This is a genomic window from Pseudomonas rhodesiae, assembly GCF_013285305.1.
GTDB lineage: Bacteria > Pseudomonadota > Gammaproteobacteria > Pseudomonadales > Pseudomonadaceae > Aquipseudomonas > Aquipseudomonas rhodesiae.
In genome coordinates this window covers 3,501,124-3,525,818 of the sequence record NZ_CP054205.1, presented here as the reverse complement: position 1 = coordinate 3,525,818, position 24,695 = coordinate 3,501,124, and the positions used below count along the sequence as shown (strand labels likewise).

20 protein-coding genes are annotated in these 24,695 nt (G+C 63.6%); 13 read left to right on the top strand and 7 right to left on the bottom strand.

Features of this window, described 5'->3' with window-relative positions; genetic code table 11:
* The first annotated feature begins 132 nt into the window (after window positions 1–132).
* The 5 genes from HRH33_RS15780 (at window position 133) to HRH33_RS15760 (ending at window position 4,885) form a co-directional block, all read left to right on the top strand.
* Window positions 133–720, top strand: a complete 588-nt coding sequence (locus HRH33_RS15780; RefSeq protein ID WP_034098401.1) for an NUDIX domain-containing protein — start codon at window positions 133–135, stop codon at window positions 718–720.
* Between the two features lie 97 nt (window positions 721–817).
* Window positions 818–1,408, top strand: coding sequence for an antibiotic biosynthesis monooxygenase (locus HRH33_RS15775; protein ID WP_034098399.1), 591 nt, complete (start codon window positions 818–820; stop codon window positions 1,406–1,408).
* Window positions 1,405–3,243, top strand: a complete 1,839-nt coding sequence (locus HRH33_RS15770; protein ID WP_167418616.1) for an amidohydrolase — start codon at window positions 1,405–1,407, stop codon at window positions 3,241–3,243. The genes HRH33_RS15775 and HRH33_RS15770 overlap by 4 nt, the downstream gene beginning before the upstream one ends.
* Window positions 3,244–3,266: 23 nt before the next feature.
* Window positions 3,267–3,884: an isochorismate family cysteine hydrolase YcaC gene (ycaC, locus tag HRH33_RS15765; protein WP_034098396.1), complete on the top strand. Its 618-nt coding sequence runs from the start codon at window positions 3,267–3,269 to the stop codon at window positions 3,882–3,884.
* Between the two features lie 119 nt (window positions 3,885–4,003).
* Window positions 4,004–4,885 (top strand): LysR family transcriptional regulator, encoded by an 882-nt coding sequence (locus tag HRH33_RS15760; RefSeq protein WP_034098394.1) that lies wholly within the window; start codon window positions 4,004–4,006, stop codon window positions 4,883–4,885.
* Here the strand turns inward: HRH33_RS15760 and HRH33_RS15755 are convergent.
* A complete protein-coding gene (locus HRH33_RS15755) occupies window positions 4,872–5,909 on the bottom strand; it encodes an AraC family transcriptional regulator (RefSeq protein ID WP_040268585.1) in 1,038 nt (345 codons plus the stop codon). The two genes, HRH33_RS15760 and HRH33_RS15755, sit on opposite strands and share 14 nt — an antisense overlap.
* A gap of 1 nt (window position 5,910) precedes the next feature.
* Complete coding sequence (locus HRH33_RS15750; RefSeq protein WP_034098390.1) at window positions 5,911–6,825, bottom strand: GGDEF domain-containing protein; 915 nt, start codon at window positions 6,823–6,825, stop codon at window positions 5,911–5,913.
* Window positions 6,826–7,373: 548 nt separating this feature from the next.
* On the opposite strand from HRH33_RS15750, the gene HRH33_RS15745 reads away from it, so the two are divergent.
* The 5 genes from HRH33_RS15745 (at window position 7,374) to HRH33_RS15725 (ending at window position 13,867) form a co-directional block, all read left to right on the top strand.
* Entirely contained in the window at window positions 7,374–9,887 is a 2,514-nt protein-coding gene (locus HRH33_RS15745; RefSeq protein WP_040268583.1) for a TonB-dependent receptor, read from the top strand.
* Between the two features lie 130 nt (window positions 9,888–10,017).
* Entirely contained in the window at window positions 10,018–11,883 is a 1,866-nt protein-coding gene (locus tag HRH33_RS15740; RefSeq protein ID WP_167418615.1) for a phytase, read from the top strand.
* Window positions 11,884–11,946: 63 nt separating this feature from the next.
* On the top strand, window positions 11,947–12,639 hold the full coding sequence (gene tolQ / locus HRH33_RS15735) for a protein TolQ (RefSeq protein ID WP_034098384.1): 693 nt from the start codon (window positions 11,947–11,949) through the stop codon (window positions 12,637–12,639).
* 14 nt (window positions 12,640–12,653) lie between these two features.
* Entirely contained in the window at window positions 12,654–13,100 is a 447-nt protein-coding gene (gene tolR, locus HRH33_RS15730; RefSeq protein ID WP_034114013.1) for a protein TolR, read from the top strand.
* Entirely contained in the window at window positions 13,097–13,867 is a 771-nt protein-coding gene (locus HRH33_RS15725) for an energy transducer TonB (RefSeq protein ID WP_167418614.1), read from the top strand. The genes tolR and HRH33_RS15725 overlap by 4 nt, the downstream gene beginning before the upstream one ends.
* A gap of 1,709 nt (window positions 13,868–15,576) precedes the next feature.
* On the opposite strand, the gene HRH33_RS15720 is transcribed toward HRH33_RS15725, so the two are convergent.
* From HRH33_RS15720 to HRH33_RS15710, 3 genes are all read right to left on the bottom strand, one after another.
* Window positions 15,577–16,122, bottom strand: a complete 546-nt coding sequence (locus tag HRH33_RS15720) for an acyl-CoA thioesterase (RefSeq protein ID WP_167417662.1) — start codon at window positions 16,120–16,122, stop codon at window positions 15,577–15,579.
* Between the two features lie 176 nt (window positions 16,123–16,298).
* On the bottom strand, window positions 16,299–16,724 hold the full coding sequence (locus HRH33_RS15715) for a hypothetical protein (protein WP_167417663.1): 426 nt from the start codon (window positions 16,722–16,724) through the stop codon (window positions 16,299–16,301).
* A 147-nt stretch (window positions 16,725–16,871) separates the two neighbouring features.
* A complete protein-coding gene (locus HRH33_RS15710) occupies window positions 16,872–17,594 on the bottom strand; it encodes a pirin family protein (protein ID WP_167417664.1) in 723 nt (240 codons plus the stop codon).
* Window positions 17,595–17,774: 180 nt separating this feature from the next.
* Here HRH33_RS15710 and HRH33_RS15705 point away from each other — a divergent pair, with 180 nt between their 5' ends.
* Complete coding sequence (locus tag HRH33_RS15705; protein WP_167417665.1) at window positions 17,775–18,725, top strand: GlxA family transcriptional regulator; 951 nt, start codon at window positions 17,775–17,777, stop codon at window positions 18,723–18,725.
* 150 nt (window positions 18,726–18,875) lie between these two features.
* Window positions 18,876–20,348: an ATP-binding protein gene (locus HRH33_RS15700; protein WP_167417666.1), complete on the top strand. Its 1,473-nt coding sequence runs from the start codon at window positions 18,876–18,878 to the stop codon at window positions 20,346–20,348.
* On the opposite strand, the gene HRH33_RS15695 is transcribed toward HRH33_RS15700, so the two are convergent.
* Window positions 20,295–23,066: an ATP-binding protein gene (locus HRH33_RS15695; RefSeq protein ID WP_167417667.1), complete on the bottom strand. Its 2,772-nt coding sequence runs from the start codon at window positions 23,064–23,066 to the stop codon at window positions 20,295–20,297. The two genes, HRH33_RS15700 and HRH33_RS15695, sit on opposite strands and share 54 nt — an antisense overlap.
* Before the next feature lie 58 nt (window positions 23,067–23,124).
* On the bottom strand, window positions 23,125–23,523 hold the full coding sequence (locus HRH33_RS15690; RefSeq protein ID WP_034098366.1) for a helix-turn-helix domain-containing protein: 399 nt from the start codon (window positions 23,521–23,523) through the stop codon (window positions 23,125–23,127).
* Window positions 23,524–23,738: 215 nt separating this feature from the next.
* Here HRH33_RS15690 and HRH33_RS15685 point away from each other — a divergent pair, with 215 nt between their 5' ends.
* Complete coding sequence (locus tag HRH33_RS15685; protein WP_034113998.1) at window positions 23,739–24,647, top strand: LysR family transcriptional regulator; 909 nt, start codon at window positions 23,739–23,741, stop codon at window positions 24,645–24,647.
* Window positions 24,648–24,695: the final 48 nt, after the last annotated feature.

Below are 24,695 nucleotides of genomic sequence, written 5' to 3'. Positions count from 1 at the left end.
AGGTCAAAAGGTGAAGCAGGGTTTTTACCAGAAGCCCCGTGCCGGCAGGAATTATTTCGACCACCGTTGTGCGGCTTGACGCTGTCGCTCTCTGCGCGACATGCTCCTGCTCCTTTGAGCAAAGGCCCGACCATGGACAGCAGCCCCGTACGCATCACCGCCGAAGAGACCCTTTCGGACAACTGGTACAACCTCAAGAAATACAGCTTCGACCTGCGCCGCCGGGACGGTAGCTGGCAGGCCCAGACCCGTGAGGTGTACGACCGTGGCAATGGCGCCACTATCCTGCTGTACAACCGCGCGCAACGCACGGTGTTGCTGATTCGCCAGTTCCGCATGCCCACGTTCGTCAATGACTACCACGGCTACCTGATCGAAGCGGCGGCCGGCCTGCTCGACAACGCCAGCCCCGAAGAACGCATTCGCCTGGAAGCCGAAGAAGAGACCGGTTATCGCGTCGGGCACGTCGAGAAAATCTACGCGGCATTCATGAGCCCCGGCTCGGTGACCGAGCGAATTCACTTCTTCATCGGCCAATACCAACCGGCCGATCAGGTTGGCAGCGGCGGTGGCCTGGAAGAAGAGGGCGAAGACATCGAAGTGCTGGAGCTGGGTTTCGAACAAGCCTTGGCGATGGTGCAAAGTGGCGAGATCGTGGATGGCAAGACCATCATGCTGTTGCAGCATCTGGAACTGCGGATGTTGAAAGAAGGCTGGTAAGCCCGTCCCATCCACACAGCACGTACATGCAATTTTCCTTGGCGGGTCCACGGCACACTTCCCTCATCGCTGATAGTGGGAAGCAGAGGGGCACGCCATGGATCCAGCCGCCAAGACAGGGGCCGACGAAGTCGTCACCCTGGTGGTCAAACACCGCATCAAATCCGGCCTTGAGGCCGACTACGAAGCCTGGCTACGGCGCATCGTGCGCATTGCCGGCGAACGGCCCGGGCACCTGGGCGTCGACGTGGTGCGCGGCAAGCAGGACGGCCTGGCGCTGTTTACCTGCGTGCTGCGCTACCGCTCCACCGACGACCTGCAACACTGGCTCGAATCGCCCCAACGCAAGGCCCTGATCGACGAAGCCGCGCCGATGCTCGCCGATGGCGACCAGACCGAAATCGGCGCCGTCAACGAATTCTGGTTCACCCCCCTGGCCGACGGCAGCGCGCCGCCGCCGCGCTGGAAACAGGCGGTGGTGTCGCTGTGCGTGATCCTGCCGCTGACCCTACTGGTGCCGATTATCTGGGGCCCGCTGCTGCGCCTGCATCCCTTGCTCTCTAACTACGTGGTGTCCACGTTCCTGGTCACCGTGACCATCGTGGTGCTGGTGGTCTACGTGATGATGCCGGCCGCCACGCGCCTGTTCGCTCCCTGGCTTGAAGCCTCTGTAAAGGAAACCCTATGAACGCCGATCTGATCCTGTTCAATGGCCAGTTCCACACCGTGGACCGTGAAAACCCGCGTGCGACCGCCGTCGCCATCCACCAGGGCCGTTTCGTTGCCGTCGGCACCGACGCTGAAGCGATGGCCCTGCGTGGCAGCGCGACTCAGGTCATCGACCTCAAGGGCCGCACGGTTATCCCGGGTCTCAACGACTCGCACCTGCACCTGATTCGTGGCGGCCTGAACTACAACCTCGAACTGCGCTGGGAAGGCGTGCCGTCCCTGGCCGATGCCTTGCGCATGCTCAAGGACCAGGCCGACCGTACGCCGACACCGCAGTGGGTGCGTGTGGTCGGTGGCTGGAACGAATTCCAGTTCGCCGAAAAGCGCATGCCGACCCTGGAGGAACTCAACCAGGCCGCGCCGGATACCCCGGTGTTCGTGCTGCACCTGTACGACCGCGCCTTGCTTAACCGCGCGGCTCTGCGCGTGGCCGGCTACACCAAGGACACGCCGAACCCGCCGGGTGGCGAGATCGTGCGCGACAGCAATGGCAACCCCACCGGCATGCTGGTAGCGCGGCCCAATGCGATGATCCTGTATTCGACCCTGGCCAAAGGCCCGAAACTGCCGTTGGAATACCAGGTCAATTCGACTCGCCAGTTCATGCGCGAACTCAATCGCCTGGGCCTGACCAGCGCCATCGATGCCGGCGGCGGTTTCCAGAACTATCCCGATGACTACGCAGTGATCGAGCAACTGGCCAAGGACCAACAGTTGACGGTGCGCATCGCCTACAACCTGTTCACCCAAAAGTCCAAGGAAGAACTCAGCGACTTCAAGAACTGGACCGGCAGCGTCACCCTGCACCAGGGCGACGACTACCTGCGCCACAACGGCGCCGGTGAAATGCTGGTGTTCTCCGCCGCCGACTTCGAAGACTTCCTAGAACCGCGCCCCGACCTGCCGCTGACCATGGAACAGGAACTGGAACCGGTGGTGCGTCACCTGGTGGAGCAGCGCTGGCCGTTCCGCTTGCATGCCACCTACGACGAATCGATCTCGCGCATGCTCGACGTGTTCGAGAAGGTCAATCGGGATATTCCCTTCAACGGCCTGCCGTGGTTCTTCGACCACGCCGAAACCATCACCCCGAGAAACATCGAGCGCGTACGCGCCCTGGGCGGTGGTATTGCGATCCAGGACCGCATGGCGTTCCAAGGCGAATATTTCGTCGAGCGCTATGGCGCCAAAGCCGCCGAAGCCACGCCGCCGATCAAGCGCATGCTGGCCGAAGGCGTGCCGGTCGGCGCCGGCACCGACGCCACCCGCGTATCGAGCTACAACCCCTGGACCTCGTTGTACTGGATGGTCAGCGGCCGCACTGTCGGCGGTCTGGAACTGCATGCCGAGGGCCTGCCGCGCCTTACCGCGCTGGAATTGTTCACCCATGGCAGCGCCTGGTTTTCTTCGGAGCAGGGCAAGAAGGGCCAGATCAAAGTCGGCCAATTGGCGGACGTCGCCGCGCTGTCGGCGGATTTTTTCAGCGTCGATGAAGAGGCCATCAAGTGGATCGAATCGGTGCTGACCGTGGTCGGCGGCAAAGTGGTGTACGGCGCCGGCGACTTCGAAGACTACGCACCGCCGCGCGTGCCGGTGCTGCCGGACTGGTCGCCGGTGGTCAAGGTGCCAGGGCACTGGCACCCCAGCTCGCCATTGCAGGCCCAGGTTCACCAGTGCAGCGGCCCGTGCGGCGTGCATGCCCACAGCCATGAAAAAGCGCGCCTTTCCAGCGTGCCGGTCAGCGACTTCCAGGGTTTCTGGGGCGCGTTCGGCTGCTCGTGCTTTGCCTTTTAATCCCAACCCAAGGAGTTAACCCCATGACGTACAAGCGCTTGAACAAAGATGACGCAGTGGTGCTGTTGGTGGATCACCAGACCGGCCTGATTTCCCTGGTACAGGATTTCTCCCCCAACGAGTTCAAGAACAACGTGCTGGCCCTGGCCGATGTCGCCAAATTCTTCAACTTGCCGACCATCCTCACCACCAGCTTCGAAAGCGGCCCTAACGGCCCGTTGGTGCCGGAACTCAAGGCCATGTTCCCGGACGCGCCATACATCGCTCGACCTGGCCAGATCAACGCCTGGGATAACGAAGACTTCGTCAAAGCGGTCAAGGCCACCGGCCGCAAGCAGATCATCATTGCCGGTGTGGTGACGGACGTGTGCGTAGCGTTCCCGACCCTGTGCGCTCTGGCCGAAGGCTTTGAGGTGTTCGTGGTCACCGACGCGTCCGGCACCTTCAACGAAACCGTGCAACAGGCCGCGTGGGCACGTATGACCGCCGCCGGTGCGCAACTGGTCAACTGGTTCGCCGTGGCCTGCGAGCTGCAAGTGGACTGGCGCAACGACATGGAAGGCCTGGCCAACCTGCTGTCGCCGCGTATCCCCAACTACCGCAACCTGATGAACAGCTACTCGGCGTTCACCGCCAAGTAACCGGTTCTCACGCCTGTAGGTCATCGATGTGGGAGGGGGCTTGCCCCCTCCCACATTTGATTTGTGGTGTTGCGATCATCCGGTTATAAAGCCCTGCAAATGCCCACCGAGAAGCGACAATGAACCCCTTCGAAGACATGCGCCTGTTCTGCCAGGTCATGGAGTCCGGCAGTTTCACCGCTGCCGCCGAACAGCTGGGCCTGTCCAAGCAGTTCGTCAGCCGCCGCTTGATCCAACTGGAAGACCGCCTGGGCGTGCGCTTGCTCAATCGCTCCACGCGTCGGTTGGATGTCACGCCCCTGGGGCAGAGTTATTACGAATCCGCGTTGCGTCTGCTCGGTGAAGTCGAGCAGGTGGAGCAGGGCATTGCCGGGCAGAACAGCGAGCCGCGCGGCACCATTCGCCTCAGTGCGCCGCTGTCGTTTGCCATCGCCCACCTGGGCTGTCTGCTGCCGTTATTTCTGCAACGCTATCCGCAGGTGACGGTGGAGGTCGACCTCAGCGACCGCCCCGTGGACCTGATCGGCGAGGGCTACGACCTGGTGCTGCGTATCGGCACCCTGGAAGATTCCACGTTGATCGCGCGCCGCATCGCCAGCATCGCGCGGGTCTACTGCGCCAGCCCCGACTACCTGGCGTTGCGCGGCACGCCGCAGAAACCCGAGGACCTGACCGACCACGACTGCCTGCCGTACGGCCACGGCCGCCAGGTGCAATGGCGCTTCAAGGGGAAGGTGCAGGCGCTGAACGTCAGCGGGCGCATGCGCGTGAACAACGGCGACTTGCTGCGCGACACCGCGATTGCCGGGCTGGGCGTTACCTACCTGCCCACCTTTATCGTCGGCGATGCCCTGCAGGACGGGCGCCTGGTCACGGTGCTCGATGAGTTCGCCCCCGAGGCGCTGACTTTGTCGGCGGTGTATCCCCAGCACCGCCAAAGCTCACGGCCAGTGCAGGCGCTGGTGGAGTTTTTGCGCGAGCGCCTGGCTAGCGGCTGTTGAACAACTGACGGATCAGGTTCGGTGTGCTGCCGGTCCAGCGTTTGAAGGCGCGGCGAAAGTTGGCTGCGTCGTTGAAGTTCAGGTAGGCCGCCACCTCATCGTTGCTATAACCCTTGACCTGATACAGGTGCAACGCCACCTGCTTGCGCACGCGGTCGACCTGTTCCTGGAAACCGGTGTCGTGTTTGTGCAGTTTGCGCTTGAGGGTCGCCGGGCTCATGGCGAACGCCTGCGCCGCCTGTTCCAGGTTGGGTGGCTGGCGCACCTGATCGCGCAGGTAATCGTAGAGGCAGTCGAGAAAACTGTCGGCAAAGCCGAGCTGGTCGATCTGTGCATGGGCCTGTTGACGCGCGACTTGAGCGGCAGTGGCCGAGGCGCCGGGCCAGGCGCGTGTCAGGTATTGGCGGGGAATGCACAACATGTCCAGGGGGCGTGAAAAGCGCGTGTTTTCACCCAGGTTTACCCAGTACTGCTCGACATAACGCGGCTCGGCATGGCTGAAGCTGCACGCCCAGGGCAGGCGCTCGCCGCTGAGCCATTGGCTCATGGCAACCAGCGAAGTCATGCTGGCTTCGAGCAGGAAGCGCCAGTGCTCGCCGGCCCCGCAACTGTCCTGCCAATACAGGTAGGCGTGGTGCTCGTCCAACTCCAGATGCAGCGCCACCAGCGGGCTGAGCAACACCTGCAACTGGATCAGCACCTCCAGCGCCTGGTGCAGGTTTTGCGCATGGCCCAGGGCGTGGCTGGCGGCGCCGTAGTAGCCGGGCAATAGGCGTTGGCCGAACAGAAAGCTGCTGTCGTCGGCGTCGAGCAACTTGCGGCTGTTACCGATCAATCCCAGAAACTGCTGCGGGCTCAGGCGCGCGTTGCCGGCCAGGATGTCCTCGTGGAAAAGCCCGGTGCCGCGCAGCAAGCGATGGCTGTCGATGCCCCGCGACAGTGCCAGGTCGATCAGCGTGGCGGGTTGATAGTGCCCAGGGATAAAGCGGCAGTCGCTTTCATACCAGCGGGTGTTGATGGCCATGTCAGGCACTTTTCGCCAGGGGCTGCTTGGCCTTGGCCAACGCCAGGTTGAGGCGTTTGAGCAGGTCGTGGGGCGGTTCGTCCAGAGCCATCACCACCGCTGTGGAGGCCGCCAATTGCAGGCGCTCGCCTTGTTGCCGGGTCTTGTGGGCCAGGCCACGCACCGCTTGCTGCAATTCCAGCGCGATGTCTTTGGCCTGGCGCTCGCCGGTGTTGGGCAGCAGCACCACAAAGCGGTCGCCGGCCAGGCGGCACAGCAAGTCCTGGCGGCGCAGGTTGAGCAACAGCAACTGGCTGAGGGCTTGCAGCACCGCATCGCCTTCGGCATGCCCATAGGCCTGGTTGATGGCGGCGAAGTTGTCCAGATCCAGAGCCAGCAGCGACAGCGGTTGGGCCTGCTCGCGGCTGTCCTGCAGGCTCTCGGCCAATTGCCGCTTGAGGTAGTCGGCACCGCCCAGGGGCGTGAGCTTGTCAAACAAGCGATGTTCGCGGAACACCCGCTCGCGTTTCTCCATTTGCGCGCTGATCGCCAGTTGCTCGCGGTGCCAGTGGTAGATGCCGAGGGTCAGCAGGATCATGCCCACCGGCATCGGGCCGGACTCCAGCCAGTGGTCCCAGGTGATGCTGTCGGGCAAGCGGATAAATTCATCCAGGCTGTCGATCCACCAGGAAAAAAAGATGCACGCCAGGCCCAGCACCAGATAGTTGGTCACGCGCCCGGCGGGGCGGCTCTTGAGCACCAGCCCCAGCCACACCAGCGCCAGCAGTGCCGAACCGCCTTCGCCGACGATATCCAGCCACTCCCATTCGCTGACGCTTTTGAGCTCGCCACAGGCCAGGTGCAGGATCAGCCCCAGATTGGCGGCAATCAGCAGCAGGGCGAGTTTCCAGCGGTGGGGTTTGAGCACGGAGAACATAGCCGCGAGTCCTTGGGCAAAGAAGCGAAGGGCGCCAGCACAGCAGATGGATGTGACGGTTGGATGACAACGGGGAAAGGTCGAATCAGCTCACCTCAAACACGCCGCGCCACAAAAAAGTGGACTTGTTGTGGTGAGCGGGCTTGCCCTGCGCTGGGCTGCGAAGCGGCCCCAAACCCAGGCGCCTCGGTGTATCAGCTAAAACCACATCGCGTGGAATGGGGGCCGCTTCGCAGCCCAGCGCAGGGCAAGCCCGCTCACCACAACAACCTCATTTTCTCCTGCTATGTAGATACCTATGCCCCTGATGGCGGTGGGGCAGCTGGCATATCTGTCGGCTGCTAGACAGCCATCGGGGCAAGCCCCCTCCCACAGGGGAGATTTGCAGGTCATATCGGCTCATTTCATCTCAGCACATGGCTGAAAGCCGCGGTTTACAGGGCTTTACGCCGATCGCTGTCACAGAACCGTCATCCCCCACCCCTAGCGTGCCCTCCCAGTTGTCGGGCCTTTTGCCTGGCGTCGAACGGATTCTTGGGGAGGATTGCATGTACAAGCGCACCGGGCTCGTCAGCTTCACGCTTACCGCCTTGGCCCTGGCGATAGCCAGCGAGCGGCTCTATGCGGCCGACGCGGCCACCACCGAGCATGTCGACGTGGTCGGCCAGGCCGCCGCGATCAGCCAGGCGCTCAAGGAGCAGCGCAGTGCCGACAGCATCAAGAGCGTGGTGCATGCCGATGGCGTGGCGCAGTTGCCGGATGAGAACGTCGCCGAAGCGGCGCAACGTCTGCCTGGCATCAGCGTGGAACGCGACCAGGGCGAAGGGCGTTTCGTCAGCGTGCGCGGCCTGGGCCCGGACCTCAATAGCGTGACCATCAACGGCACCCTGGTGCCCGCCCCTGAGAGCGCCCGCCGCGCCGTGGCCCTGGACGTGTTGCCGTCGGAGCTGGTGCAGTCGCTGTCGGTGATCAAGACCCTTACCCCGGACATGGACGCCAACTCCCTGGGCGGCACCGTCGATGTGCAAAGCCTGTCGGCCTTCGATCACAAAGGCCTGTTCTACACCGGCAGCAGCGAAGCCAGCTACGACAAGAACACCCGCCAGACCAGCCCCAAATTCTCCGGGGCCGCCAGTAACCGCTTCAGCCTCGGCGATGGTATCGACAACTTCGGCGTGGCCGCGGCGCTGAGCTGGCAGAAGCGCGACTTCGGCTCGGACAACGTCGAGACCGGCGGCGCCTGGGACTTCACCGACGGTGCCCGGCTCAACGAATTCGAACAGCGCGACTACGACATCAGCCGCGAACGCGCCGGCGGTGGCCTGAACTTCGACTACAAACCCGATGACCTGAGCAGCTACTACCTGCGCACGCTGTACAGCCGCTACACGGACACCGAGACCCGCAACTCCACCAGCCTGGAATTCGCCGACCCGCAGGCACCCGGCCAGTTGGGCGAGGCCGAGGGCAAGCGCAAGCTCAAGAACCGCGAAGAGACCCAGGAAATTCAGTCCTACGTGTTCGGCGGCGAACGCATGCTTGGCCTGTGGACCCTCAGTGGCCAGGCCGGTTACAGCCAGTCCAGCGAAGACAGCCCCGCGCATATTGCCGGCGCCACCTTCGACGGCGGTGACTTCGCCAACAGCGGTTTCTATGACAAAGACAAACCGCGCCCGATCATCGGCAGCGCCTTCTACGACCCGGCCAACTTCACCCTCGACAAAGTCGACTGGGAAAAACAGAACACCAAAGACACCGAGAAAAACCTGCGCCTGGACCTGGCCCGCGACTACGACCTGAGCGGCTATGCGTCCCAGGTCAAATTCGGCGGCAAGGTCAGCCGGCGCAACAAGGACAACGACCTGGAAGCCTGGGTCTACAAGGATTTCGACAGCCTGGGCTTCACCGACCAGCAGCTCAGCCTGACGCAATTTCAAAAAGGCAACGTCGACTATCGCCTGGGCAACTACGGCCCTGGCATCAGCGCCAGCGGCATCAAGCAGTTGATCGGCGGCCTCAACCGTGCGGACTTCTATGACGAGACCGAATCCCGGGTCAACGACTTCACTATGCGTGAAGACATCAACGCCGGTTACCTGATGAACACGATCGATATCGACGACTGGCGCTTTATCGCCGGCCTGCGCTACGAAGGCACCGAGTTCGAAGCCAAGGGCACCGGCGCCACCGACGGTCAGTTCACCGCCACCGACACCCGGCGCCGCTACCACCATTGGCTGCCGGGCCTGCACGCGCGCTATCAGATCGACAAGAACACCCAGGTGCGTGCGGCCTGGACCAAATCCGTGGTGCGCCCGACCTTCGGCCAACTGGCGCCGGGGTTTGTGATCGACGATGACGAGGCCACCTTCGGCAACCCGGACCTCAAGCCGTTGGAATCGAGCAATCTGGACCTGGGCATCGAGCATTTCATGGGGCGTGCCGGCACCGTCTCGGCGTTTGTGTTCTACAAGGACATCCAGAATTTCGTCTACAACACCGACCTGGCCGGTACTGGGGCCTGGACCAACTTCGCCGAGGCCCACACCTACGCCAATGGCGACAGCGCCAAGCTGTATGGCCTGGAGCTGGCCTATTCGCAGAAATTCGATTGGCTGCCGGCGCCGTGGAACGGCCTGCTGGTGGGCGCCAACAGCACATTCAGCCGCTCCAGCGCGGACATCGAAGGCTTCGACGCTGCCAGTGGCACTCACCGCAAGCGCAACATCAGTTTGCCCAGCCAGTCGGACACCGTCGGCAACCTGATGCTTGGTTGGGAAGACGACAAGCTCAGCCTGCGCCTGTCGGCCAACTACAAATCGGCCTACCTGTATGAGCTGGCGTCGATCAACGACAAGGCCCATGACCTGCATGTGGACGCGCAGACTTTCGTCGACTTCAGCGCGCGCTATTCACTGAGCAAGAACCTGCAAGTCAGCTTCGAGGCCCAAAACCTTACCGATGAGTCGTACTTCGTCTACACAGGCCACCGCAGCTACAACGGCCAGTACGAAGAGTACGGCCCCACCTACAAAGTGGGCCTGACCTTCACGCATTTCTAACTCACTCAATTCCAATGTGGGAGGGGGCTTGCCCCCGATGAGGGCCTGTCAATTGGCGCATCAGTAGCTGACCCACTGAAGCCCCCCAAGCCCACAGCGTTCTGCATTTTTCCGAAGGATTTGTTCGTTCATGAGAATTTCCAAGCTGTACCTGCTGATCGCCCTGGCCACCAGCGGCCCCGTCTTCGCCGCTGATCTGGCGCTGACGCCCTGGGCGCCCAGCCTGAAGGCCGAAGCCGTGGCCTTCCTGCCCGACGGTCAGACGCGCCTCACCGCCAGCCCCCGTGACGGTCTGCAATTGCTCGACAGCAAGGGCGCCGAACTGGCGCGTTTCAACGGTCATTTCAGCAGCCTCGATACACGCGCCACCGGCCCCCACGCAGTGGTCGCCAGCCTCGACAACGACCGCCAGCAGGCACTGCTGATCAACCTCGATAGCGCCGCTAAAACCTGGGGTCAACCGCTGTACCTGCCGCCCCGCGATTTTCCGGTAAACGGTCTGTGCCTGTACCGCGACGCGGCGGCCAACCTGTTTGTGTTCCTGGTCGGGGAGGAGGGCAAGGGCGAACAATGGCTGGTAGGCAATGGCTCGACGCTGCTCGCTGAAGCCCGCCGTGTGCGCGGGGTGCCGTTGCCGCCGTCGGCGCAGTTCTGCCAGGTGGACGACGCCACGCAGCAACTGGTGGTGAACGAAGAAAACGTCGGCTGGTGGGCCTACCCGGCGCATCCCGAAGCCGCGGTGAAACGCACGCCGGTGGCGCTGTTCGATGATTCCAAGCGTGAAGCCGGGGCCATGGCGCTGGTGCCGGGGGGGATGGTCGCCCTGGACCCGAAAACCGCGCAGTTGCACCTGTTTCAGTCCTCCGGCGCGCGCTGGGTAGAGCAACCGAGCCTGGGTCTGCCCGGCCTCAAGGAGCCGGAGCAACTGGCAATCAACGGTCGGCAATTGCTGGTACGCGACGACGACAACGGCCAACTGTACCAAGGCACCCTCGACTGGCAGGCCAAACCCGTGCCGGTCGCGCCGGTGCTGCCGGAGGTCGCCGCGCTGCGCCAGAGCGAGCCGGTGGGGCGTCAGGGCGACGCGGCGGATGACCCGGCGATCTGGGTTCACCCCGAGCACCCTGGGCAGAGCCGCGTGCTCGGCACCAACAAAAAACAGGGCCTGCTGGCCTACGACCTCGACGGCAAGCTGCTGCAAGAGCTGGCGGTGGGGCGCTTGAACAACGTCGACGTGCGCCCGCGTTTCAAGCTTGGCCAGCAGACGGTGGACCTGGCCGTGGCAAGCAATCGCGATCGCAACAGCCTGAGCCTGTTCAGCATCGACCGGCAGACCGGCGAGTTGCGCGAGGCTGGTGAAGTGCCGACGCCGCTCAAGGAGATCTACGGCATGTGCCTGTTCCAGCCCGCCGGCGGCGACATTTATGCGATCGCCAACGGCAAGGACGGCACCTTCCTGCAATACCGCCTCAGCGCCCCGGACGGGCGCGTGCAGGGTGAGCTGGTGCGCCAGTTCAAGGTCGACAGCCAGCCCGAAGGCTGCGTCGCCGACGACCAGCGCCAGCGCTTGTTTATCGGCGAAGAAGACGTGGGCGTGTGGGCGGTGGATGCCCGTGCCGATCAGCCGGCGACCCTGACCAGCGTGATCAAGGTCGGCGAACAATTGCACGCGGACGTCGAGGGCCTGGCGCTGTACCAGAGTGCGCAGCATGACTACCTGGTGATCTCCAGCCAGGGCAATGACAGCTACCTGGTGCTGGATGCCGAGCCGCCGTTCGCCAGTCGCGGTGCCTTCCGGGTCGGCCTGAACGCCGCTGCCGGTATCGACGGCGCATCGGAAACCGATGGCCTGGAAGTTACCGCCGTCAACCTCGGCGGGCCGTGGAACCAAGGCCTGCTGGTAGTGCAGGACGGGCGCAAACGCATGCCTGAGCAAACCCAGAACTTCAAGTTCGTGCCCTGGGCCGATGTGACCCGCACGTTGAAGTTGCCTTGAGCTGTCATCAGCCAGTCATGACTTTTTAATCACTGCACGTTAAACGAATAGAGGACATTCACCATGCACGCGACGATGGAACATATGACGATCTGGGGCTTGATCAGTGACGCCAGCCTGTTGGTCAAGGCGGTGATGGTCACTTTGCTGCTGGCCTCGTTGTGCAGCTGGTACCTGATTATTCAGCGCGGCACGGTGCTGCGGCGTCTGGAGCGGCAGTTGAACGGCTTTGTGCAACGCTTTCGTGCGGCGCCGGATTTGCACGGGCTGTACCGCGACACCCTGCAGGCGGGCGAAGGTGGAGTGGCGCCGATCTTCATCGCCGGGGTCCAGGAATACCAGCACCTGCATAGCCATGATCCGGCGGTGCTCGAAGGGGTGGAGCGGGCCTTGCAGGTGGCGATCACCGCGCAGGAAATCGAGCTGGAAAAAGGTTTGCAGTTCCTTGCCACCGTGGGTTCGGTGAGCCCGTATATCGGTTTGTTCGGCACCGTGTGGGGCATCATGAATTCGTTCCTCGGCTTGTCCCAGGTGCAACAGGCCACATTGTCCACGGTGGCGCCGGGCATCGCTGAAGCGTTGATCGCCACGGCCATCGGTCTGTTTGCGGCGATTCCGGCGGTGATTGCCTATAACCGCTTTTCGGCGCGCAGCCAGACCTTGCTCACCCGCTATTACGCCTTTGGCAACGAGCTGCAAGTGCGGTTGCATCGCACCCTGCGCGGTACGCCGATCAACCTGGCCGCGGCCGCCTGAGCAGGAGTACTCCCATGTTAGTCAGGCCACAACGCAAGCACGGGCCCAAGGCCGAAATGAACGTGGTGCCGTATATCGACGTGATGCTAGTGCTGCTGGTGATCTTTATGGTCACCGCGCCGATGCTGACCCAGGGCGTGAAGATCGAACTGCCCAAGGTTGCCGCCGAGGCGCTGGCCACCGACACCCGCCAGCAAATCCTGACCTTGTCGGTGCAGGCCGACGGCGGTTACTACTGGAACCTCGGCGAGGAACTGGACACCCAGCACCAGACCGACAGCGCGGTGAGCCTGGAAGAAATGGGCGCCAAGGTCGCGCAGGTGGTGGCGGCGCGCAGTGACACCCAGGTGTATATCCGCGCCGATGACAATGCCGGGTATGGCCGCGTGGTGGCTGCCATGGCGGTGTTGCAAAAGGGCGGTGTCAGCAACCTGGGGCTGGTGACCGAGGCCCCGCAATGACGGCGATGATCATGCACAGTCCCACCTTGCCAATGGCCTCCGCGGCGCCTTCGGGCTTCTGGCGCAACAGCCTGGCCGCCGGTTTGGCGGTGGCCTTGCATGTGATCGTGCTGGCGCTGTTGGTGCTGGGCTGGGCGCCACAACCGCCCACGCCGGAGGCCCCAAGCGTGATGCACACCCAACTGGTGATGCTGCCCCTGGCGCCGGTCCCAGTACCGGCCCCCGAACCGGTTGCGGTGACGCCAGCGCCGGAACCGGTGGTACTGCCAACGCCGGTCAAACCCGCAGTCGATCCTCGTGTGCAAGCACAAAAGCTCGAAAAAGCCGCCCTGGCGCGCAAGCGTGTCGAAGAAAAGAAAGCAGAGCAGCAACAACAGCGCTTGGCCAGCGAACAGCGCGAGCGTGAACAGGAACAGGAACAGCAACGCCAGGCCCAACAACGCCAGGCCGCCGAAACAGCCCGCGCCGCCGTACCTGCTTCGGCTCCGGCGTTCGACAGCCGCCAATACATGCCATTGAGCAAGGAAGCCCCGGAATACCCCGAACGGGCCCTGGACAAAAACATCGAAGGCGACTGCTCGGTGGAATACACCGTCAACCCCCAGGGCCGCGTGGAAAACCCCAAAGTACTGGACGGCTGCCACCCGTTGTTTATCCGCCCATCATTGGCGGCGGCCAACACCTTCCGCTACCAGCCGAGGATCGTTGATGGCAAGGCCGTGGCCGTGCCAGCGGTGCGCAATACCTTTCACTACCGCATCAAATGACCGACCGCGCCTTGCGCCAGTCCTAAGACCAGCGGTAACCCAAGGTGGGGGGGCTTGCCCCCGATGGCGGTGGGTCAGCAACCCAGGTATCGACTGAGCAGGCCCCATCGGGGGCAAGCCCCCTCCCACAGGTTTGACGGCGTTGACTTGAGCACAGTGGCCCCCGGCTCGGTCGCCAGGGTTTACACCCATCCGAAGGCCAGCGGTAACCAGGGTGGGAGGGGGCTTGCCCCCGATGGCGGTGGGTCAGCAACCCAGGTATCGACTGAGCAGGCCCCATCGGGGGCAAGCCCCCTCCCACAGGTTTGACGGCGTTGACTTGAGCACAGTGGCCCCCGGCTCGGTCGCCCGGTTTTACATCCATCCAAAGACCAGCGGTAACCAAGGTGGGAGGGGGCTTGCCCCCGATAGCAGTGGGTCAGCAACACAGGTATCGACTGAGGGGGCCCCATCGGGGGCAAGCCCCCTCCCACAGTTTTGACGGCGTTGACTTGAGCACAGTGGCCCCCGGCTCGATCGCCAGGGTTTACACCCATCCAAAAGCCAGTGGTAACCAAGGTGGGAGGGGGCTTGCCCCCGATAGCGGTGGGTCAGCAACCCAGGTATCGACTGAGCAGGCCCCATCGGGGGCAAGCCCCCTCCCACAGGTTTTGATGGCGTTGACTTGAGCACACTGGACCCCGGCTCGGTCGCCAGGTTTTACAACCATCCAAAGACCAGCGGTAACCAAGGTGGGAGGGGGCTTGCCCCCGATAGCGGAGGGTCAGGCGCGCAGGTATCGACTGAGCAGGCCCCATCGGGGGCGAGCCCCCTCCCACAGTTTTGACGGCGTTGACTTGAGCACAGTGGCCCCCGGCTCGGTCGCCAGGGTTTACACCCATCCGAAGGCCAGCGGTAACCAGGGTGGGAGGGGGCTTGCCCCCGATGGCGGTGGGTCAGCAACCCAGGTATCGACTGAGCAGGCCCCATCGGGGGCAAGCCCCCTCCCACAGGTTTGACGGCGTTGACTTGAACACAGTGGTCCCCGGCTCGATCGCCAGGGTTTACACCCATCCAAAAGCCAGTGGTAACCAAGGTGGGAGGGGGCTTGCCCCCGATAGCAGTGGGTCAGCAACACAGGTATCGACTGAGCAGGCCCCATCGGGGGCAAGCCCCCTCCCACAGGTTTGACGGCGTTGACTTGAGCGCAGTGGCCCCCGGCTCGGTCGTCAGGGTTTACACCCATCCAAAGGCCAGTGGTAACCAAGGTGGGAGGGGGCTTGCCCCCGATAGCGGAGGGTCAGGCGCGCAGGTATCGACTGAGCAGGCCCCATCGGGGGCAAGCCCCCTCCACAGGTTTGACGGCGTTGACTTGAACACAGTGGTCCCCGGCTCGGTCGCCAGGTTTTACACCGATCCAAAGGCCAGCGGTAACCAGGGTGGGAGGGGGCTTGCCCCCGATGGCGGTGGGTCAGCAACACAGGTATCGACTGAGCAGGCCCCATCGGGGGCAAGCCCCCTCCCACAGGTTTGATGGCGTTGACTTGAGCACAGTGGTCCCCGGCTCGGTCGTCAGGTGTTACACCCATCCAAAGGCCAGTGGTAACCAGGGTGGGAGGGGCTTGCCCCCGATAGCGGTGGGTCAGGCGCGCAGGTATCGACTGAGCAGGCCCCATCGGGGGCAAGCCCCCTCCCACAGTTTTGACGGCGTTCCGGTCACGAAAATATGCCTAGGCGATTTGCTCTTCAGTACGCAGTTGCGCACTCATCTCGTCGCAGCTGTGTGCCCAGTCCAGCAGCCACTGCGGCATCGGTGGCGAAGCTTCTTCCAGCTCCAGTTCCCGAACAAACTCACTCGGCGGCAAGGTGCCTTTGGCCGAGCGGAATAGCCCGCGCATTACCACCACCCCAACCACGCGACCGCGACTGACGAAACGATGTTCCATCAGGCTCCACTTATGGTCCCAGCCGAGCATGCGGGTGTGCACTTCGAACGCTTCGAACAGTTTCAATTCGCGACGGAATTTACCCCAGGTATCGCCCACGATCGGCAATGCCTTATGCCGCAGGGCGACGCGAAAGGCGCCGGTGCGCAGTACGAAATCCATGCGCGCTACGTCCGCCAGGGTGAAATAACGACCATTGGTGACATGCCGGTTGATGTCCAAGTCCAGAGGCCAGACGCGCATCCGCACCACCGTAGTGGCCAGGCCATGGGCAGGTGTGCGCCACGGGCGACGGCACAGCATATACAGCAAGCGAAACCACAGATTCATCAGTCCATCCGAGCCATGATCAAAAACGGCACTTTAATAAGCAGACGAGGGCTGGGGTAGGTCCGCAAATGACTGATTTCAGGCAAATCGTGCAATTGGGTGAATTGAGCGCAACTCCAGGCGAAAAAAAACCGGCTGATCAGGCCGGTTTGGGGTGCCTCGCAAACAGCGAGGGGTTAAGCGTGGTTGTCCAGCAGACGGTCAGCACCGCCTTCGGCCAGAGCACGTTCCTGCAAACGATCCGCACCGCCTTCGACCAGGCCACGTTCCTGCAAACGGTCCGCACCGCCTTCAGCCAGAGCACGTTCCTGCAAGCGATCCGCACCGCCTTCGGCCAGAGCACGTTCCTGCAAGCGATCCGCACCGCCTTCGGCCAGAGCGCGTTCCTGCAAACGATCCGCACCGCCTTCGGCCAGAGCGCGTTCCAGCAAACGATCCGCGCCGCCTTCAGCCAGGCCACGTTCCTGTAAACGATCGGCGCCACCTTCGGCGACACGGTTTTCCATCAGGCGATCCGCGCCGCCTTCGGCGACCACGGGGTGAGCGAATGCATTGGCAGCGAGTACCGAGAAAGCAAGGCTAAGCAAGAGTTGGCGTTTCATGAGTGTGTGCTCCGAGTCATTAAGTTGGGGGTGTTGCTGTGTATGGGTTGGATGTTACGCGTTGCTTTTTTTAAGAGAACTTCATTGGGCTGATGGTGACTATCGACGCCAGCGATGGCCCGGTTTTCCGGGCCACCGCGTGGTCGGTCATGGCATCTGTGGCAGTTCCTGAGGGCGCAGGTCGAACACCAACACCTCGGCATCCTTGCCGTGGCTCAGGCGAATCTGGCGCTCATCCCGCACCCGGGCGCCGTCGCCTTCTTCCAGGCGCTGGCCGTTGACCTCAACGCTGCCGCGAGCCACATGGATGTACACATGCCGCTCCGGTGGCAGGTCCAGCGTCGCGGTTTCTTCGGCGTTGAACAGCCCAGCGTAGACCCGTGCGTCCTGGCGCACGCTGAGGGAACCGTCGGCGCCGTCCGGCGAGATGATCAACTGCAAGCGTCCGCGTTTCTGCGCTTCGCTGAAGTGCTCTTGCTGATAGCGCGGCTCTGCGCCGGCCACCGAGGGCACGATCCAGATCTGCAGGAAGTGCACGCCTCGGGTCTGGCTGTGGTTGAACTCGCTGTGGGCCACGCCGCTGCCGGCGCTCATCAGTTGCACATCGCCGGGGCGGATCACCGAGCCGGTGCCCAGGGTGTCCTTGTGTTCCAGGGCGCCTTCGAGCACATAGGAGAAAATCTCCATATCGCGGTGCGGGTGCTGGCCGAAGCCTTTGCCGGCGGCGACGCGGTCATCGTTGATCACCAGCAGGTCGGAAAAACCCTGCTCGGCGGGGTTCCAGTAGTTGGCGAACGAGAAGGTGTGGAACGACTTCAACCAACCATGATTGGCGGCGCCGCGTTCGGAAGCTTTGCGTAGGGTCAGCATGGTCTTTGTCCTCAAGTGAGCGCGGTCTGCGACATGCAGTGCGCTGGCGTTGAGAAGAAGGTTACTGGTTGTCTTTTAATTCATTAAGAAGATGAAAACTGAATAACTGTCCACTTGCGGTTGACAGTTTCGAGCGTGCAATAATGAGCGCCGCCTTCTTCTCTATGGATCCTCCGCACAATGAAAACCGTGGCCATGGCGCTGTTCCCGGACTTCCTCCTGCTCGACATGGCCGGGCCGCTCGAAGTGTTCTCCATTGCCAATCGCTACCTGCCCCCTGCGCAGCATTATCGAATCCTCACCCTGGGCACCGAGCCCGGCCCGTTGCGCGCCTCCAATGGGGTGATGGTGCAGGCCGACCTGTTGCTGGAGCAGGCCCAGGACGCTTATGACCTGTTGCTGGTGCCCGGCGGCCCTGGCGCCTACAACGAGTGCCACCCGGCGTTGCTGCCGTGGCTCAGGGCGGCGGTGCCACGGGCGCGGCGCTTCGGTTCGATCTGCACCGGCGCCTTTGTGCTGGGGTACGCCGGGCTGCTGGACGGTCATCGCGTCACCACTCACTGGCACTACACCGAGCGACTGATCAAGGCGTTCCCCAAGGCTATCGTGGAGACCGATCGCATCTACTTGCAGGACGGGCGCCTGATCACTTCCGGCGGGGTCACCGCGGGCATCGACCTGGCGTTGTCGGTGGTGGCTCAGGACCACGGCAAACAGGTGGCGGTGGAAGTGGCCAAGGTGCTGCTGGTGGTGATGAAGCGTCAGGGCGGCCAGGCTCAGTTCAGCCCGATGACCTCGGCCGTGGCGCCCCAGGAAACCCCGATCACCCGAGTGCAGAACCATGTTCTGGCCAATCTTGAACAGTCCTTCACCGTCGAATCCATGGCCGCTCTGGTTGATATGAGCGCGCGCCACTTTGCGCGGTTGTTCGCCAAGGATGTGCAGATGACGCCCATGGCCTTTCTGCAAGGTGCGCGCATCGACCGCGCGCGGCACTTATTGGAAACCACCGAGCTGCCGCTCAAGACCGTGGCGTTCCACGCCGGTTTCGGCAGCGTGCGGCATATGCGCTTTCTCTTCAGTGAAAAACTCGGCCTGACCCCGACCCAGTACCGACAACAGTTCAGTTAACGACACCATGTCCGTCTAGCGCACCGGATTGTCCGTATCGCTCCCTGTGCCAGCATTGTCCTGTCATTGCCAACTGGCAAGATAACGCCAAGCCCATGGAAAAGGATGCGCGAACGCCCAAGAACGGGTGTTTCAGCGCGATGACAAGACATGAACAACCCTCAGTCGATGGACGCTGATGGCACACTGCGCTTCGGTGCTTATGTCTTTCACCGCCAGCAACGCCTGGTCAGTAAGGCGGGTTGGCCGGTGCCGCTTGGCGGGCGCGCGCTGGACATCCTCGCGGTGCTGCTCGAAGCGCCGGGACAATTCATCGACAAGGCGACCTTGATCGAGCGCGTCTGGCCGTGCAGCGTGGTGGAAGAGAATAACCTGCGTGTGCACATCGCCGCGTTGCGCCGGGCGTTCGATGGGCAACGCTACATCCTCAATGATCCTCATCGCGGCTATTGCTTCGCGGCACCGGTGCACGGCGCACTGCCTTCGGTGGCGACGCCGTGCCATAACCTGGTTGCTCGGCTGACGCCGGTGATAGGCCGTGACGAAGTATTAGGCGTGCTGGTGCGGCGCCTGTCCGGCCAACGCCTGATGACCCTCACAGGTTGCGCCGGGGTGGGTAAGAGCACCCTGGCATTGGCCCTGGCCGAGCGTGTCTTGCCGCGCTATCGCGACGGCGTATGGTGGGTCGACCTGGCCACGGTGCAGACGCCGAAGGCGATGCTGGAGCAGGTGGCCGCGGTGCTGCAGCTGCAAGCCGGGAGCAGCGCCCATGAGCTGGGACGGCACTTGGCGTCGCGCCAGTTGCTGTTGGTGCTCGACGGCGTTGACCTGCTATTGGTCGCGTGCCGGCAGTGGCTGCGCGTATTGCGTGAACTGGCGCCCCGGGTCAGCGTGCTGATCAGCAGCCGTGAACCGCTGCACCTTCCCGATGAATGGGTGCTGCGCGTGCCGCGCCTGGCGGTGCCCGCACCGGCGGCACTGGCCAGTGTCGAACAGGCGTTGGCCTGCCCGGCGGTGCAGCTGTTCGTGGCGCGTGCGCGGGCCGGTCAGCAAGGCTTTGCGTTGCGCCTTCAGGATCTGGCGCCGCTGCGCGATATCGTGCGGCGCCTCGACGGCATTCCCCTGGCACTGGAGCTGGCGGCGGCGCAGGTCGACGCGCTGGGCATGCGTGGTGTGCAGGCGCAGCTGTGCAAGGGCTTACAGGTCTTGACTCGGGGACGCCGCACGGCGGTTGAGCGGCATCAGTCCCTCGCGGCAGCCCTGGATTGGACCTACCAGCGCCTGAGCCTGCCGGAGCGCTGGTTGTTCCTGCAATTGGGGCTGTTCAAGCACGCGGTGAACTTGCCGACGTTGAGCGCGTTGGTGGCCGGCACCGAACTGGAGCATGCCGACCTGGCGTACCTGCTGACACGCTTGGTGAATGTCTCGCTGCTCAGCGTGGAGCCTGGCCCCGGATTGCCGCGTTACCGCCTGCTCAATTGCCTGCGCGGCTATGCCCTGATGCAGTTGCGCGACCCACGGCAAGTGCAACGTTTGCAGCAGGGCTATGGGCATTACCTGGGGCTGGGTTCAGGCCGGCCGTTTGTCCTGCAACTGGTCGAGCAGGCGGCGAGCGTCGACTAGATCCGGCGTTGCGAACCCTTCGCTAAATCGTTCGTACACGCCTTTGAGCAGGTCGCGGGCGGCATCCGCGCGGCCCAGGCTTTGCCACAACCGTGCCATCGATGCGGCGCTGCGCAGTTCCCAGGCCAGGGCGCCTTGGGTTTTGGCCAGGTCGAGGGCTTCGCGCAGCAGGGGTTCGGCGGCCAACGTATCGCCCTGGCCCAACATCTGCTCGGCGGTTACCCGCAATAGTTCCGGCGCGCACCAACCGGCGGCCCCCGTGCGTGCACGCGCGGCGTTCTGTGCATCGACCGGGCAGGCGCCGAGCGTGACCAGAATGTCTTCGATCAGCCCCAGACCTTGCAGGTCGCTGCGTTCCATGATGCCGGCGTAATGCCCGGCCCAGGTCTGGAACAAGTGCACCCCATGTTTATGCGACTGTTCCAGCAATAGCGCTTGCAGGCGCTGCGCTGCCGTCTGGTCGCCGTTGTAGCGTGCGATCACCACGCCGGCCAGGGCCAGGGTGTAGCAGATCGAGGTGCCGTGGTTGACCTGCACGGCCAGTTCCAATGCCTGGCTGGCGGTGCGCCAGGCGCGCTCGGGGTAACCCTGCAGCCATAGGATGCGCGCCAGGACGGTCAATGAAGCAACATTCTGGTCGTACTGTATGCCGATGCCGTGGGCGAACCGGTTCAAGTGGCCGCTGTGGGCCATGCGCTGGATCAGCTGTTCGGCATTCTGGCGGGCCAGGACCTGGTCGCCGGTAAAATGCTGGGCCAGCACCTGCAGGCGCTGATTGCTCAAGCCCAGCAGCGGATCGGTGCGCGGATCGAGGCGATCGAACTGCACGCTCTGCGCCCGCGCCTGGTCATAGCGCCCGCCACAGAGGTCGACCGCCATTTGCCCGGAGATCGCGCGCAACTGGCCGCCCAGGTCCTGGCTCCGCTCGGCCAGGCGCGCGGCTTCGGCGAATGCCGTGCCGCTCTGGACCGCGCCGCCGACTGCGTGATAAACCAGGCTGCCCAAGGCCAGTTGCAGCTGCATCGCCAGGCGCGGGCAGGGCGCTTGGGCCTTGTCCATCAGGGCCAGGGCCTTGCCCACGTACAAAGCGTGTTCGCGCAGCAGCGACAGTTCCTGCCACAGCGGCATGGCGCTGACCGTCAACTTGATCGCCAGCGCCGACGCACCGCCCGTGCCAAGGCCCCAGTCCAGCGCCGCGCGGATGTCTTCGCGCAGCGGGGCGTAGCGGTCGATCCACGGCTGGGTCGCGAGTAGCGACCAATCGGCCTGTGCCTGTTCCATCAGCGCCAGGCAACGCGCCGCGTGACGTTCGCGGGTGGCGTCCAGCTCGCCGGCGAGGCTGAGTTTTTCCAGGGTGTAGGTGCGGGTGATGTCCAGCAGGCGATACACCATATCGTCATCGCTGGGTTCTACGTTCAGCAGGGATTTGCCCACCAGTTGGCTGATCGAGCCGGGCACTTCGGCCGGGGCGAGCGCTGCGCCGGCAATCACCGCCGTTGCGCTGGCCAGGCTGAAGCCGTCGCGAAACACCGCTAGACGGCGCAGGCAGATTTGCTCGCCGGCACTGAGCAGGTTGAAGCTCCAGTCCAGGGTTGCGCGCAGGGTCTGATGACGGGGCAGGTCACTGCGCTGGCCACGGTTGAGCAGGCGCACGTTATCGTTGATTTGCGCCAGCAATCCCGACAGGCCGAAACGCTCGATCTGCGCCGCCGCCAGCTCAATGGCCAGGGGAATTCCATCGAGGCGCTGGCAGATATCGATGGCCAGGGGCAGCTCGGTGTCGCTCAGTTCAAAGCTGTCCTGATGGGCCATGGCCCGCTCGATCAACAGTTGCAAGGCCGGGTAACCCAGGGCCTGGGCACGGTTGCCGGAGGCGGGTGGGCAGGCCAGCGGCTCCAGGCGTTGCACCGACTCGCCCTCGGCGCGCAACGCTTCGCGACTGGTGGCCAGGATGTGCAGGTGGGGCGCGTGGCGCAGCAAGGTTTCGCTGATCAGTGCGATGTCGTCCAGCAGGTGTTCGCAGTTGTCGATCACCAGCAGCAACTGGCGCTCCTGCAAGCTGCGCGCGAAAGCCACCAGCGGCCCTTGTTCGCCCGGCGCCAGGTCGAGCAGGGCGGCGAGGTTGGGCAGGATCATCGACGGCGTGCTCAGCGGCGCCAGGTCCAGCAGGTGAATGCCGTCGCGGTAGTGGCCGATCAGCAATTCCGCCACCCGCAGGGCGACGGTGGTTTTACCGATGCCGCCGGCGCCGGTCAGGGTGATAAAGCGTTGCGTGGGCAGTTGTTGCACCAGGCGGTCTATCAAGGCCTGGCGCCCGATCATGCGAGTGCGGCGCAGGGGCAGGTTGTGGCACGGGCGTTGAGGCGCACCGTCGCTGGGTAGGCTCATCGGTTCGATGCTCAATGGCGCAACAAAACTGTAGCCGCGCTGGGCCACGGTGACGATATAGCGCTGCCCGGCCTGGCCATCGCCCAACGCTTTACGCAACGCCGCCATATGCACCCGCAGGTTGCCGTCCTCCACCACGCTTGTCGGCCACACCCGCGCGATCAGCTCCTGCTTGCTCACCACGTTGCCGGCCTGCTCCAGCAGGATCAGCAGAATATCCACCGCGCGCCGCCCCAGGCGTAGCGGCCGACCGGCCTCCAGCACCAGGCGTTGGCGCGGGTGGATACGGTAGGGGCCGAACTGCACGGCCTGATCGCGGAGGTCGTTCATGGGTGGCCATGCTCTGGGAACGGTAGGCGGCCAGCATAGGCCAGGCGTGTCTGGATCACTAGGCGGCGATCACATGGGGCTTGTGACGCAGTTGGTGATTTCGCCAGGTCATTGGGTTGACCCCTTCACTGCGGGTAAACATGTGGCAGAAGTGCGCCTGGTCGCAGAACCCGCACTCCAGGCTGATCTGCGTGAGGCTCAGGGAGGACGTGGTGATCAGCTCCTTGGCACGCTGGATGCGCTGTTGGCGGATCCATTCCTGGGGCGACAGCCCGGTGCTGCACTTGAAAGCGCGAGAAAAATGGCTGCGCGACAGGGCGCAGGCCTGGGCCAGCTCGGCGATGGTCAGGCTTTCGCCGAGGTTGGCCAGGATCAGTTGTTTGGCGATGCGTTCGCGCCGAGGGCACAGGCCGCCAGTGGCGGGCAAGCGAGGCGCACAGTACTCAAGTCGGGCCATGACAGGTATCCGCAGTCGATGGGAGCGTTCCCGGTGAATGGATGCAGTGTAGACGGCTGCATTCTTGGCGCCGGTGCCTGTGCCTGACGAGTTAATCGTTGTTAATTTTGCCAGGTGAGGCGGTTTTTCCTGGCGAAAAAGACAGCACAGGCGTGCAATCCCGATGCCGCTGCTACGTGCTTAGCTGGCGGCCTGATAACCGTCTGGATAGCGCCATGAACCGCAACGACCTGCGCCGCGTCGACATGAACCTGCTGGTGATTTTCGAAGCCTTGATGTTCGAAAAGAACCTGACCCGAGTCGCTGAAAAACTGTTTATGGGCCAACCGGCGGTAAGCGCAGCGCTGGGGCGTTTGCGCGATCTGTTCGACGACCCGTTGCTGCTGCGCAACGGCCGGGGCATGGAGCCCACGCCACGGGCAGTGGCGATACTCAAGGAGCTGCAACCGGCCATGGACACCATTTCCGGCGCGGTCAGCCGCGCCAAGGATTTCGACCCATCCACCAGCTGCGCGGTGTTCCGCATCGGTTTGTCCGATGACGCCGAGTTCGGCCTGTTTCCGCCGTTGCTTAGCCAACTGCGCGAAGAAGCGCCGGGGATCATCGTGGTGGTCCGCCGGGCCAATTACCTGTTGATGTCGTCGCTGCTGGCCAGTGGCGAGATTTCCGTAGGCGTGAGCTACACCACCGAATTGCCGGCGAACGCCAAGCGCAAGAAGCTGCGGGATATTCCGTGCAAAGTGCTGCGCGGCGATGACGGCGTGGCGCCGCTGAGCCTGGATGATTACTGCCAGCGCCCCCATGCAATGGTGTCGTTTTCCGGGGACTTGAGCGGCAATATCGACCTGGACCTGGCGCGCATCGGCCGCGCCCGGCGGGTGGTACTGGCGGTGCCGCAATTCAGCGGGTTGCGGGCGTTGCTGGCGGGCACGCAGATCATCGCCACTGTGCCGGACTACGCGGCATGCGCCTTGACCGAGGGCACCACCCTGCGCGCCGAGGACCCGCCGTTTGCGATTGATGCGGCAGAGTTGTCGATGGTCTGGAGCGGGGTGCACGACAATGACCCTGCGGAGCGCTGGTTACGGGCGCGGATTGCCGAGCATATGGCACCGAGGGTTTGAGTCCGGCTCAAGCCCACGTGATGTCTTGTATGGGCGGGCTCGCCCCGC